The 13,337-nt window shown below is 63.3% G+C and carries 11 protein-coding genes; 7 read left to right on the top strand and 4 right to left on the bottom strand.

The window, feature by feature from the left end:
- Positions 1–592 precede the first annotated feature (592 nt).
- Complete coding sequence (locus NKH05_RS22820) at positions 593–1,525, bottom strand: lysylphosphatidylglycerol synthase domain-containing protein (RefSeq protein WP_352999666.1); 933 nt, start codon at positions 1,523–1,525, stop codon at positions 593–595.
- 289 nt (positions 1,526–1,814) lie between these two features.
- Between NKH05_RS22820 and NKH05_RS22815 the strand changes: the two genes are divergently transcribed.
- Positions 1,815–3,215: a Ppx/GppA phosphatase family protein gene (locus tag NKH05_RS22815; RefSeq protein ID WP_353026111.1), complete on the top strand. Its 1,401-nt coding sequence runs from the start codon at positions 1,815–1,817 to the stop codon at positions 3,213–3,215.
- On the top strand, positions 3,212–3,922 hold the full coding sequence (locus tag NKH05_RS22810; RefSeq protein WP_352640045.1) for an RlmE family RNA methyltransferase: 711 nt from the start codon (positions 3,212–3,214) through the stop codon (positions 3,920–3,922). The genes NKH05_RS22815 and NKH05_RS22810 overlap by 4 nt, the downstream gene beginning before the upstream one ends.
- 216 nt (positions 3,923–4,138) lie before the next feature.
- Here the strand turns inward: NKH05_RS22810 and NKH05_RS22805 are convergent, their stop codons facing one another.
- Complete coding sequence (locus tag NKH05_RS22805) at positions 4,139–5,560, bottom strand: MFS transporter (RefSeq protein ID WP_352640046.1); 1,422 nt, start codon at positions 5,558–5,560, stop codon at positions 4,139–4,141.
- Between the two features lie 296 nt (positions 5,561–5,856).
- Between NKH05_RS22805 and guaB the strand changes: the two genes are divergently transcribed.
- The 3 genes from guaB to NKH05_RS22790 are packed head-to-tail and all read left to right on the top strand — an operon-like array spanning position 5,857 to position 8,378.
- Entirely contained in the window at positions 5,857–7,359 is a 1,503-nt protein-coding gene (gene guaB / locus NKH05_RS22800) for an IMP dehydrogenase (RefSeq protein ID WP_352458563.1), read from the top strand.
- 31 nt (positions 7,360–7,390) lie between these two features.
- Positions 7,391–7,930 (top strand): hypothetical protein, encoded by a 540-nt coding sequence (locus NKH05_RS22795; RefSeq protein ID WP_353026117.1) that lies wholly within the window; start codon positions 7,391–7,393, stop codon positions 7,928–7,930.
- Between the two features lie 28 nt (positions 7,931–7,958).
- Positions 7,959–8,378, top strand: a complete 420-nt coding sequence (locus tag NKH05_RS22790; protein WP_352587814.1) for an MAPEG family protein — start codon at positions 7,959–7,961, stop codon at positions 8,376–8,378.
- Between the two features lie 12 nt (positions 8,379–8,390).
- Here the strand turns inward: NKH05_RS22790 and rnd are convergent, their stop codons facing one another.
- On the bottom strand, positions 8,391–9,542 hold the full coding sequence (gene rnd / locus NKH05_RS22785; protein WP_023717241.1) for a ribonuclease D: 1,152 nt from the start codon (positions 9,540–9,542) through the stop codon (positions 8,391–8,393).
- 56 nt (positions 9,543–9,598) lie between these two features.
- A complete protein-coding gene (locus NKH05_RS22780) occupies positions 9,599–10,861 on the bottom strand; it encodes an MFS transporter (protein WP_352789625.1) in 1,263 nt (420 codons plus the stop codon).
- A 257-nt stretch (positions 10,862–11,118) separates the two neighbouring features.
- Here NKH05_RS22780 and NKH05_RS22775 point away from each other — a divergent pair, with 257 nt between their 5' ends.
- Together NKH05_RS22775 and NKH05_RS22770 are read left to right on the top strand one after the other, a co-directional pair.
- Positions 11,119–12,387, top strand: coding sequence for an ABC transporter substrate-binding protein (locus NKH05_RS22775; protein WP_352495294.1), 1,269 nt, complete (start codon positions 11,119–11,121; stop codon positions 12,385–12,387).
- Between the two features lie 68 nt (positions 12,388–12,455).
- On the top strand, positions 12,456–13,328 hold the full coding sequence (locus NKH05_RS22770) for a carbohydrate ABC transporter permease (protein ID WP_352481315.1): 873 nt from the start codon (positions 12,456–12,458) through the stop codon (positions 13,326–13,328).
- The last annotated feature ends 9 nt before the right edge of the window (positions 13,329–13,337 follow it).

Here is a 13,337-nt window from a genome sequence, read left to right as displayed (position 1 = left end):
ACCAAAATAAGGAGAGCCTGAGAGCATGGCCCGCCTGAGCACCGCGGTGTGTCCGCCGCTCCGCTAAACACGGGGGCTGCGCGGCGGACACGCCGACGTCACAGCTACTGCCACGCCATTTTTGCAGAACTTGACGCACACAACTTCCATCGGCACACGATTGCTTCAGGTTTTTAAGTTGCCTCCCATCCGTACACATTTCGTGGCGAGACAGTGAAATCATTGGATCGCTGCGCGCTTCGGCTACTGTAACGGCATGGATCCTAGGGTCTCCGCGACGTCGCTTCGCTCCTGCTCCGCCCTAGGATGACGAACGGAGTGTTATTTCGGCCAATCTCCAGGATTGTGATTTGCGCCAGTTTCCAGACATTTGCGACTGTCCCAGTGCCAATTTCCAACAGCTGCGATTAGCCAAAAGCCAACACGCCCTCGTCATCCTAGGGCGGAGCAGGAGCGAAGCGACGTAGCGGAGACCCTAGGATCCATGCCGTGACCTTCGAGCTTCGCAGCTTTGAAACAGCAGGCCGCGCCTGGCCTTGCGACCCTCTGCCCATTCTTCACGCGCAGTCTGGAGCGCTTGCCCCCTGATGTCTCAACTCTCGCTGCGGCTGTATTGCGAGTGCTCGAAGAACAGCACCACCCCGAGTGCGATCAGCAGCGGGATGATCAGGTAGAACAGCCGGAATACCAGCAGCGCCGCCAGCACGCCGACCTGGTCCATATGCGACAAGCCGGCGAGGAACACCACCTCGAAGACGCCGAGCCCGCCTGGCGCATGCGAGATCTGCGCGATCGAGAACGACACCAAGAAGACGCCGAGCACGATGAAATAGCCGGGATTGCCGGTGGCGGGCAGGGCGAAGAAGATGATCGCCGCCGCCGCCAGCAGCTCGATCGGGCCGACCAGCAATTGCCGCGCCACGATCGGCAACGCCGGGTAATGCAGCTGAAAGCTGCCGATCCTGAGTGGTCTCAGATGCAGCCAGCTGCCGAAGACATAGGCCGCCACCACGAGCAGCATGGCGAACCCACCTGCTTGCGCCAGTCGGTGATGCGGTATGCCGGAAAACCGGTCGATCACCTCGGGCTCGAGCAGCAGGACGATGCTTGAGACGAACAGCGTCGACAGCACGAAGGTGATCCAGCAGATCGCCACCAGAATGCCGACGTCCTGCCCGGTCAGGCCCCTGGTGCCGTAGGCGCGGTAGCGGATCACCGCACCGGAAAACACCGAGCCGCCGATATTGTGCGACAGCGCGTAGGTGGTGAACGAGCAGAAGGTGACGAACAGCCACGATACTTTCTTGCCGATGTGCAGCAACGCGATGTGGTCGTATCCGGCGAGCGAGGCATAGGCGATGACCGAACTCAGCGCGGCCAGCACCCAGCCGCGCGCCGGGATGGCGATTATGCCGGCCCAGACATCGTCGAGCGAGATGCCGCGCAATTCGTGCAGCAGCAGCCACAGCGAGAACACCACCGCGGCGATGCCGATGACGGGCCAAAAATACCGCCTCCAGTTCATGGCATGACGATCATGCGTTGCAGCCCGTACCGTTTTCCGGTTCGCAGCAGGCAAACCGCCCGCGTTGCCGAATGGTTCATTTCAGAAATGCCTCATTGAAGCCGGCTATTCAACCGGGAACGCTCGTCATCATCGGGCCGAGGGCAGGGCGAGACAACGCCGTCGGCAAAATTCGGCCCTTGCACTCTTGGTGATCCGGCCCGGCGCTGATAGTCTGGCCGCAACTTGAACATGTAAAAGCGCCTGCTGCGTCCGGTCTCCGGTTCGCGCGGCGCCGGAAGGAACGACAGTGGAAGACCACGAAGCCGGCGCTGGCGCGCCGGAAGTGGGCGTGTCCAGGGGTTCGCCGCCGCCATCCGGCCAGGCAAACCCATCCGCCGGACGCTACGGCCGTCAGGTGCAGCCCCGGTCCGGCAATGGACAGGCTGGCGACACGTCCCACGATCACAAGGGTAAGAACGGCCCGCATCAGAACGGCAAACCCAAGAAGCGGCGCAAGCGCCGGCGCGGGCGCAAGGTTTTCGCACGCGACGAGGCTCGTCCGCTGGCGGTCGGCGCTTCGGTGCCCGCCGCCGGCGAGACCCCGGCCGCGCGTCCGCCCCAGCCCGCGGCTTACGTGCCTCCGCCCTCAGCCCCGGCAACGTCGCCAAGGCCTGGCCAAGATGCCCGCACGCCGCCACCGCTGCAGGAATTGCCGGTGTTTGCCGCGCTAGATCTCGGCACCAACAATTGCCGTCTGCTGGTCGCGGTGCCGACGCGTCATGGCCAGTTCCGCGTCATCGATGCCTTCTCGCGCATCGTCAGGCTGGGCGAGGGCCTTACCGCCAATGGCCGGCTCGGCGAGGCTGCAATGGACCGCGCGGTCGAGGCGCTGAAGATCTGCGGTGACAAATTGCGCAACCGCAAGGTCAGGAAGGCCAGGCTGATCGCCACCGAGGCCTGCCGCACCGCCGCCAACGGCGTCGAGTTCCTCGAGCGCGTCGAGCGCGAGGCCGGCCTGAAGCTCGAGATCATCGACCGCCAGACCGAGGCGCGGCTGGCGGTGTCGGGCTGCGGCTCGCTGGTCGAGCGCGACACGCAAGGCGTCGTGCTGTTCGATATCGGCGGCGGCTCGTCCGAAATCGCGCTGATCGACCTCACCGGCCATCGCTCGCCAAGGCTTGCCAACCATATCGTCTCGTGGACCTCGCTGCCGGTCGGTGTCGTCTCGCTGGCCGAGCGTTTTGGCGGCCGCACGGTAACGCGCGAGATCTTTGGCGCCATGGTCGAGGATGTTGCAATGCGGCTGCGCGCCTTCGACGGGCGCGACCGGCTAAGCCACCTCCTGTCCAGCCCGAAATTCCATTTGCTAGGCACCTCGGGCACGGTGACGACGCTGGCCGGCGTCCATCTCGATCTCGAACGCTACGATCGCCGCCGCGTCGACGGGCTGTGGATGGATCGCGACAGCGTCGACCGCATGGTCGAAAAGCTGGTCGGCTGGGATTTCCAGCAGCGCGTCGCCAATCCTTGCATCGGCGCCGACCGCGCCGACCTGGTTCTGGCCGGCTGCGCCATATTGGAGGCGATACGTGCCGTCTGGCCGTCGGAGCGGCTGCGTGTCGCCGACCGCGGCTTGCGCGAGGGCATATTGAGCGAATTGATGGCCGATGACGGCGTCTGGCGAAACAGCGGGCGGGGCCGGCAATGACCAAGAAACCGGAAAGACCGAGCTCCGCCGGCATTCGCGTGCTGAAGACGAAGATCAAGAAGAAAAGCGGCTTGAAGGAATCGTCGCGCCGCTGGCTGCAGCGCCACATCAACGATCCCTATGTCCAGCGCTCGAAGGCCGACGGCTATCGCTCGCGCGCCGCCTACAAGCTGATCGAGATCGACGACAAGCACCATTTGCTCAAGCCAGGCATGAAGGTGATCGACCTTGGTGCGGCACCCGGCGGCTGGTGCCAGGTCGCTGCCGCACGTACGAAATCTACCGCGGAACACCCGAACGTCGTCGGCATCGACTATTTGGAGATGGACGCGGTGCCGGGCGCGCCGGTGCTGCTGATGGATTTCCTCGATCCTCAGGCGCCGCAGAAGCTGGCCGAGGCGCTGGGCGGCCAGCCCGACATCGTGCTCTCCGACATGGCCGCACCCACCACCGGCCACAAGCGGACCGACCACATCCGCACCATGCATCTTTGCGAGGTGGCGGCCGATTTCGCGCTGTCGGTACTGAAGCCGGGCGGCCACTTCCTCGCCAAGACCTTTCAGGGCGGCGCCGAAAACGAATTGCTGGCGAGGCTGAAGCGGAATTTCCGCTCGGTCCATCACGTCAAGCCGCCGGCCTCGCGCGATGAGTCGGTGGAGCTGTATTTGTTGGCGAAGGATTTTAAAGGCGGAAACGGCGCGGCGTGAAAATCGCTCTGTAGCGATCCTTCGCGCCCCCCTCTGTCCTGCCGGACATCTCCCCCACGAGGGGGGAGATTGGCAGCTTCGGCGCGCTGTCTAATCCTGCAACGTTGAATATTGGCGAAAGCCGATGTCACGTCCGATCTCCCCCCACGTGGGGGAGATGTCCGGCAGGACAGAGGGGGGCGCTGTCCCTCCGGCGTCCGTAAGCACGAGCAAAGGTCAACTCCCCGGCGGGCTCACCGGCTCCAGCGTCTTCGGCGGTGTCAGTCGGCCATGTCCCGACACGGCATTGCCGGCGTCCGGCGCCAGCCGCATGAACGACAGCGAGGCTGCCGCCGACACCGCCGCTACGATGAAGAAGGCGGTGTGGAAGTCGCTCAGCGTCAGTGGGCCGCCATGGATCTTGGTCGACACTTCCAGGATGCCGCCGGCCAGCGCCACACCGAGCGCGATTGCCAACTGCTGGAACACCGCGGTGATCGGCGTCGCCTTGCTGGTGTCGGCGGCTGAAATCTCGGCATAGGCAAGCGCGTTGATGCCGGTGAAGAACATCGAACGGATGAAGCCCCCGGCGAGCAGCATGGCGAGGATCAGCCCATAGGGCGTGTCGGGTGTGAACAGGCCGTTGATGGCAATCGACGCGGCAGCGATGAGCGAGCCTGAAATCAGCACACGGCGGAAGCCCGCGACCCTGAAGATCAGGGCGGTGACGAATTTCATGCCTATGGCGCCGATTGCCGAGACGAAGGTGATCATGCCGGACTGGAACGGCGTCAACCCGAAACCGATCTGGAACATCAGCGGCAAAAGAAAAGGTACGGCACCAATGCCGATGCGGAACAGTCCGCCGCCGAGCACTGACGAGCGGAACACCCGATTGCGAAACAGCTCGAGCGCCAGCAGCGGATTCTTGGCGTGGCGCGCGTGCAGCAGATAAAGCACCGCCGATGCCAGCCCGACGGCAACGGTGATAAAGCCGGCAGCCGGCGGCAGGGCCGGCAGGCTGACCACCGACAGGCCGAACACAATGCCCGATGCCGCCAGCCCGCTCAGCACGAAACCGATGAAATCGAGCGGCGGCGTCTGCGCGGCGTCGGTCTTCGGCAGGAAACGCGTGGCCAGCCAGATCCCGATCAGCCCGATCGGTACATTGATCAGAAAAATCCAGTGCCAGGTGAAATAGGTTGTGATGAAGCCGCCGACCGGTGGACCGACCAGGGGGCCGACCAGAGCCGGGACGGTCAGCCACGACATGGCGGCGACGAGCTCGCTTTTCGGCGTGGCGCGTACCAGCACCAGGCGTCCGACCGGCGTCATCATGGCGCCGCCAATGCCTTGCAGGAAGCGTGAGACCACGAAAGCCGGCAACGAATTGGACATGGCGCAGGCGACCGAACCGATGATGAACACGGCGATCGCGGCGCGGAAGACATTCTTGGCGCCGAAGCGGTCGGCCATCCAGCCGCTGATCGGAATGAAGATCGCCAGGGATACCAGATAGGCGGTCAGCGCCAGCTTGAGCGCGATCGGGCTGGTGTGGATGTCGATGGCGATCGCCGGCAACGATGTCGCAATGACGGTCGAATCCATGTTTTCCATGAATAGAGCGACCGCCAGAATAAGCGGAATGGTGCGGTTCACGATGGATCCGGCCTTGAAATGTGCGTCGCTATTGCTTGCCGGCCTTGGGGCCAAACCGACACGTAGGGCGGTTATCACGCCTTGGCCCGGATGTCGCATTAATTTGCTGTCACGTTTGTGCGACCGCAAGTCGTGCGCAGCACCTGGGGCAAAATGCATCGTCGCCACTATACAACCATCGGCTTTTCAACGGCGACGGGACGTGTTACGAGCCAGCGCCAATCCTGAAAGGGAAGAAGACGAGTCGGCGCTGTCCATCCAGGGCGAGCGCCTTTCCTGCATTCCGAGGGCTGGCCATGGCAAAAATCATCGAGACGTCCACCGGCGCATTGGCGCTGACCTTTGACGACGTGCTGCTGCAGCCCGGTCATTCCGAGGTCATGCCTGGCGAGACCGACATCCGCACCCGCATCGCCGGCGACATCGACCTCAACGTGCCGATCCTGTCGGCCGCCATGGACACGGTCACCGAGGCGCGGCTTGCCATCGCCATGGCCCAGGCCGGCGGCATCGGCGTCATCCACCGCAATTTCTCGCCGGCCGAACAGGCCGAGCAGGTGCGGCAGGTAAAGAAATTCGAATCCGGCATGGTGGTCAACCCCGTCACCATCGGTCCCGAGGCGACGCTGGCCGATGCGCTGGGTCTGATGCGCACCTACAGCATTTCGGGCATTCCGGTGGTCGAGAACGGCGGCACCGGCGGCCACACCGTCGGCCGGCTCGTCGGCATCCTGACCAACCGCGACGTCCGCTTCGCCTCCGACCCGGCGCAGAAGGTCTATGAGCTGATGACCCGCGAGAACCTGATCACCGTCAAGGAGAACGTCGATCAGGACGAGGCCAAGCGGCTGCTCCATCAGCACCGCATCGAGAAGCTGGTTGTGGTCGATCGGGACGGCAATTGCGTCGGGCTGATCACGGTCAAGGACATCGAGAAGTCGCAGCTCAACCCGCACGCCACCAAGGATGCGCAGGGACGCTTGCGCGCCGCCGCCGCCACCAGCGTCGGCGATGACGGTTTCGAGCGGGCCGAGCGCCTCATCGACGCCGGCGTCGACCTTCTGGTGATCGACACCGCGCACGGTCATTCGCAGCGCGTCCTGGATGCGGTGACGCGGGCCAAGAAGCTTTCCAACTCGGTTCGCATCCTGGCCGGCAACGTCGCCACAGCGGAAGGCACGCTGGCGCTGATCGATGCTGGCGCCGACGCGGTCAAGGTCGGCATCGGGCCGGGCTCCATCTGCACCACCCGCATCGTCGCCGGCGTCGGCGTGCCGCAGCTCTCGGCAATCATGTCGGCGGTCGAGACGGCGCAAAAATCGGGTGTCTCGGTCATTGCAGATGGCGGCATCAAATATTCGGGCGATCTGGCCAAGGCGCTGGCCGCCGGCGCCAGCGCGGCGATGATCGGTTCGTTGCTGGCCGGCACCGACGAGAGCCCGGGCGAGGTCTATCTGCACCAGGGCCGCTCCTTCAAAGCCTATCGCGGCATGGGCTCGGTCGGCGCGATGGCGCGCGGCTCCGCCGATCGCTACTTCCAGGCCGAGGTGCGCGACACGCTGAAACTGGTCCCGGAAGGCATCGAAGGGCAGGTGCCGTACAAAGGACCTGTGTCTGGCGTGCTGCACCAGCTTGCGGGCGGCCTGAAAGCCGCTATGGGTTATGTCGGTGGCCGCGACCTTGCCGATTTCCGCGAGCGCGCCACTTTTGTGCGGATATCCAATGCCGGACTTCGTGAAAGCCACGCCCATGACGTCACGATTACCCGCGAAAGCCCGAATTATCCTGGCGGAGCCTGATCGCCATGCGCATTGGCGCAATCTGGCGGCGATGATCCTGCGGCTGTCGCGCCACGCCGCCGCACTCTGTTTCGCCACCGTGGCGATTTTCATCATCATGACGGCGATGGAGTTCCTCTATTTTCGCCAATTGAGCGGCGGACTTCCGTCGCTCGACATGCGCTATGCCGGTTTCACCCCGGATGAGGGCATGGCCTGGCTGACGGCGCTCGGCCGGCGTGGCAGCGAGATCATTCTCGTCTGGCATTACCTGACCTTCGACCTGCTGTTTCCGGCGCTGCTGTCGCTGACGATGGTCAGCCTGATCCTGGCAACGGGCCGGCGGCTGAAGAATTTCCGTGCACTGCCTGCGCAAACCCAGTCGATATTCGCAGCTGTGCTGGTGCTGCCCTACACGCTCGCCGACTATGCCCAGAACATCGCCGTGGCTCGTCTTTTGTCCGATTTCCTGTCTGCCAATCCGGATTCGCTATCCTTTGCCTCAGCGCTGATCGTCACCAAATTCGCGCTTCTGGCGGTGCCGGTGATCGTCATTGCGGCTTTCATTCTGATGGCTCAGAAACGGCCTTGAAGGCTGGGTGACAACGACAGGGGGCGTCTTGAACCAGACCGCGATCTTCTGGCCGATGCTGGCGCAGGTGCTGCTGGTCTATATCGTCTATGTCGTAATGGGCCGGCGCCGCCATGGTGCGGTCAGATCGGGCGAAGCCAAGACCGGCCAGTTCAAGACGCGCTCAACGGAGCCTGGTTCCAGCATCACCGTCGCCAACAATCTGAGCAACCAGTTCGAACTGCCGGTGCTTTTCTACGTCTTATGCCTGACGCTGCACGTGACCAATGGCGTCAATTATCTGACCTTGGCGCTGATGTGGATATTTGTCGTCTCACGCTATCTTCACGCATCGGTCCACTTGACCAGCAATCGGCTAATCCTGCGCAGCAGGGCATTCTACGTGGGCGCGGTCGTTCTCGCACTTGGCTGGATATGGCTGGCGCTGCATCTGCTCGGCTTTGTCTGAGCAAGCTCAAGCCTACAAATCGAACACGGCGATCTTGCGCTTGTCGAACCTGATCGCGAGTTCACCGCGCACCAGCCTGAGCGCGGCCTCGCCAAAGACGGCGCGCCGCCAGCCTTGCAATGCCGGCACATCGGCGTCCTCGCCCTCTGCAGCGATGCGATCGATGTCGTCACTGGAGGCGAGTACCTTCGATGCGACACCTTCCTTTTCGGCAACGATCCGCAGCAGCACCTTCAGCAACTCCGCCGCGGCGCTCGACCCCTCCGGCGGCTGGAAGCTCTTCGGCAGCTTCGGCATCTCTTCCCTGGGCAGCGCCAGGGCAGCGTTGACTGCGCCAAGCAGTGCCGTCGCCGTCGACGAGCGCTCCCAGCCCTTCGGCGTGGTACGCAGCTTGCTCAGCGCCGCCGTATCGCGCGGCGCCTGCTGCGCTACTTCGTAGATCGCATCGTCCTTGAGCACCCGGCCGCGGGGCACGTCGCGCTCGCGCGCTTCGCGTTCGCGCCAGGCGGCCACCGCCTGCACGATCGCCAGTTCCTGTGGCTTGCGCAGCCGCATCTTGAGCCGCTTCCAGGCATCCTCGGGATGCGGATCGTAGGTCTCGCGCGAGGTCAGCACGTCCATCTCCTCGTTCAGCCAGTGGGCGCGGTTTTCCCGCACCAACTCGGCGCTGAGGTGCTTGTAGACTTCGATCAGATGGGTGACGTCGGCGAGCGCGTAGTCGAGCTGCTTTTCGGACAGCGGACGATGGCGCCAGTCGGTGAAACGCGACGACTTGTCGAGCCGCGCGCCGGTGATGCGCTGCACCAGCTGGTCGTAGGAGACGCTGTCGCCGAAGCCGCAGACCATCGCCGCGACCTGGGTGTCGAACACCGGATGCGGCACCAGATCGCCGAGATGCACAATGATTTCAATGTCCTGCCGCGCCGCATGGAAGACTTTGACGATCGCCTCGTTGGCCATCAGCCTGAAGAACGGTTTCAGGTCGATGTCGGGCGACAGCGGATCGATCAGCGCCGTCACGCCGGGCGCTGCCATCTGGATCAGGCACAGGATCGGCCAGAAGGTCGTCTCGCGAATGAATTCGGTATCGACGGTGACGAATTCCGCCTTTTCGAAAGCGGCAATAACGGTCTCGAGTTCGTTCTGGGTGGTGATGACGTGCATCAAATCGCTTTTGGCAAGGATAGGGTCTCTTTCAATTTCAGCCGCGCGCGCTTTCGTCAAGCGCAAGCACCTTTATCGGGCTTTGCGGGTTCATCGGGATCGGCATTCCGCTTCGCCAACCGGGCAAAAACCGTCGATGTGCGCAACAGCGCCGTAAAACGGCTGCGATGGCTCGCCGGCACAGCAGAGCGCGCCCGCATCCGGAAAAGGATGACCGTCACGAAGATCGCATAGACGGTGGCGCTGAACACGAACAGCGCGCTCGGCCCGAAATATTGCATCACCGTCGAGGCTGCGAAGGGGCCGCCAATGGCGCCGAAGGAATAAAACAGCATCAAGGCTGCGTTGATCAGCACAAACTCGCCCTTGTCGGCGCGGTCGTTGGAATGCGCCGCCGACAACGAATAGAGCGGCATGGCAAAGCAGCCGAAGATAAAGACGAGCAGGAAGTTGAGGAAAGGGCTGCCGCCTGCCACGAACGCCAGCGCCAGTGCCGCCACCATCGCACAGCACGTCGTCATCAGCAGCACCGAGCGCCGGTCCCAGCGGTCGGAGAGATAGCCAAGCGGATATTGGATGATGGCGCCGCCGAAAATGCCGACGCTGACGAAGGTGACGACGTCGGCGACCGACATGCCGATCTGCTCGGCATAGACCGGCGACAGGGTGCGGAAGGCGCTGTTGGTCACGCCGACGGCGATGCAGCCGAAGCAGCCAAGCGGCGAGATGCGCCAGACGCGTGCCAAATCGAGTTTGACGTCTTCCGGCGGCGTCGGGTTGGAGCGGTCGCCGAGCGAAACCGGCACCAGCGACACGGTGATCATCATCGACATGATGGCGAAGATGGCAAAGCCGCCAGCGCCGAAGATCGGGATCAGGAATTGGGCGCCCGTCACCGAACCGATGTCGACCATGCGGTAAATGGCAAGCACCCGCGCCCGGTCGGTGTTGGTGACGCCGGAATTCAGCCAGGCTTCCATGATGGTGAACAGGCCGGCAAAGCAGAACCCGCCGGCAAAGCGCACGGCGCACCACATCACCGGATCGATGACCAGCACCAGCAGCAGCGTTCCCGCCGAGGCGATCGCCGCCAGCGCGGAAAAGGCGCGCACATGGCCGACGGACTTCATGATGCGGGTGACGGCAAGGCAGCCGAGCAAAAAGCCGGCGAAATAGAACGTGCCCATCAGGCCGATAGAGGAAGCGGGAAAACCCTCCTGCGCACCACGCAGCGCAATCAAAGTGCTCTGCAGGCCGTTGCCGCCGAGCAGGATGCCGGCGGCGATCAGGAGCGGGATCAGCGGGCGGATGGAGGACATGAAGGAAAGCCTGTCGTTGATCCTTCTTGAACCATCGCCTTCGCCAATGCCAGCGGCAATTCCCGGAGGCGTTGGGGCCAGCCGGGGGCTGCCGCTTCGCGCCGGACGTTCCGTGTTGGGAACTCAAGGCGTATCTTTGTAGTTCAGTGCTGGTGGGCGAATGCGCGTCTTGTGAGCTGCGGGTGTGCTGAGGACGGTGTCGGGCATCGACGTCCGTTTCTGCTGCTGCCTGAAGCTCCAAAGGGAGATCCGACATCATGAAGTTTCGTTCCGCATTCGCTGGATTTGCCGTGGCCGCAGTTCTGGCGGCCGGGCCGGCGCGGGCTGTCGACCTCGCCATGGTGTCGGGCGATACCGGCAACGGCCAGAGAATCCTTCGCGAGATCCTCGATCAATACGAGAAGAAGACCGGCAACAAGGTTAGCGTGGTTCCGGTGCCGCCCTCGGGGACCGACCAGTTTAGTCAATACAGGCTGTGGCTTGCCGCTGGAAACAGCGACGTTGACGTCTATCAGACGGACGTCATTTGGGCCCCCCAGCTTGCAAAGCAGCTCGTCGACCTGACCGCGGCGACCAAGGATGTCGTCGGCGCTCATTTCCCATCGATCATCAAATCGCAGACCGTCGACGGCAAGCTCGTCGCCTTGCCGATATTCACCGACGCTCCGGCGCTCTACTACCGCAAGGATCTCCTCGACAAATACGGCGCCAAGGTCCCGACCAGCTGGGCCGAGCTTGCCGATACTGCCAAGCTTGTCATGGACAAGGAACGCGAGGGCGGCAACAAGGACATGTGGGGCTTCGTTTTCCAGGGCAACGCCTATGAGGGACTGACCTGCGATGCACTCGAATGGGTGAAGTCGAACGGCGGTGGTCAGATCATCGAGCCGGACGGCACGATCTCCATCAATAATCCGCAAGCAGCCGCGGCGCTGGAAATGGCGAGGAGCTGGGTGGGAACCATCTCGCCTCCCGGCATTCTGGCCTATCAGGAAGAAGAGTCGCGCGGTGTCTGGCAGACCGGCAACGCCGTCTTCATGCGCAACTGGCCCTACGCCTATGCGCTTGGCAACAGCGAAAGCTCCCCCATCAAGGGCAAGTTCGAGGTGACGACGCTGCCGTCCGGGTCGGGTGAGGGCGCCCGCCCGGCAGCAACGCTTGGCGGCTGGAATCTTGCGGTTTCCAAATATTCGAAGAACCCGGCCGCAGCCGTCGAGCTGGTCAAATGGATCGCTTCGCCTCAGATGCAGAAGTACCGCGCCTTGAAGGGGGCATATCTGCCGACCATTCAGGCGCTCTATGACGATGCCGACATCGCCAGCGCCCAGCCGGTTATCCCGCGCTGGAAGGAAGTTGTCCTCAACGCGGTGCCGCGTCCCTCGGCCCAGGCCAAGACCAGGTACAATGAGGCATCGAGCGAGTTCTGGACCGCCGTCCACAACACCATGTCCGGCGAGGGCACGGCCGCCGACAACCTTGCCGATCTGGAGTTCTCCTTGACCAGGCTCAAGGGCACCGCCTGGTGACCTCGCCGCGCTCAGGCTCGCTGCTGGCGCGTCAGCGTGTGCGCTCGGCATGGCTGCTGCTTGCCCCGATGCTCATCGTGCTCGCCGCCGTTGCCGGCTGGCCGTTGATGCGCACGATCTATTTCGGCTTCACCGATGCCTCGCTCGCCGACCTCGAAGCCCGCCGCTGGGTTGGCTTCGCCAACTATTTCTCCGTCCTGCAAATGCCGAGCGGCCGCGTCATCTATGACGGGCTGCTCGCCGATCCGGTCTGGTGGCGCGCCGTCTGGAATACGGTGCGCTTCGCGGTGATTTCGGTAACCTGCGAGACGGTGCTCGGCATGATCGTCGCGCTGGTGCTCAACACCAAGTTTCGCGGCCGCGGCATCGTACGCGCCGCGATTCTAATCCCTTGGGCCATCCCGACGATCGTCTCGGCGAAAATGTGGCAGTGGATGCTCAATGACCAGTTCGGCATCATCAACGACGTCCTTCTCAAGCTCGGCCTGATCGGCACCAAGATAGCCTGGACGGCCAGCGCCGACACTGCCATGGTCGCCATCCTCATTGTCGACATCTGGAAGGCGACCCCGTTCATGGCGCTTCTCATTCTCGCCGGCCTCCAGATGCTTCCACAAGAAATCTATGAGGTCGCCAAGCTCGACGGCGTCGGCGCATGGAAAGTTTTCTGGAAGATCACCTTGCCGCTCATCCGGCCGGCGTTGATGGTGGCCATGATCTTCCGCGGTCTCGATGCGCTGCGCATCTTCGACCTGATCTACGTGCTCACGCCAAACAATATCCACACCAAGTCGATGTCGGTGTTTGCCCGCGAGAGCCTGTTTGAGTTCGACAAGTTTGCCTACGGCTCCGCCGCCTCGACGCTGCTCTTCCTCATCCTCGCTCTGCTGACCATGCTCGTTCTGTGGCTCGGCCGGATAAGACTGGACAAGGACTATTGATCATGTGGG

Origin of the sequence: Mesorhizobium sp. M1399, from assembly GCF_040317735.1 — a bacterium.
Lineage (GTDB): Bacteria > Pseudomonadota > Alphaproteobacteria > Rhizobiales > Rhizobiaceae > Mesorhizobium.
Note: the sequence above shows the minus strand (reverse complement) of the source record. Positions and strands in the feature narration are given on the sequence as shown.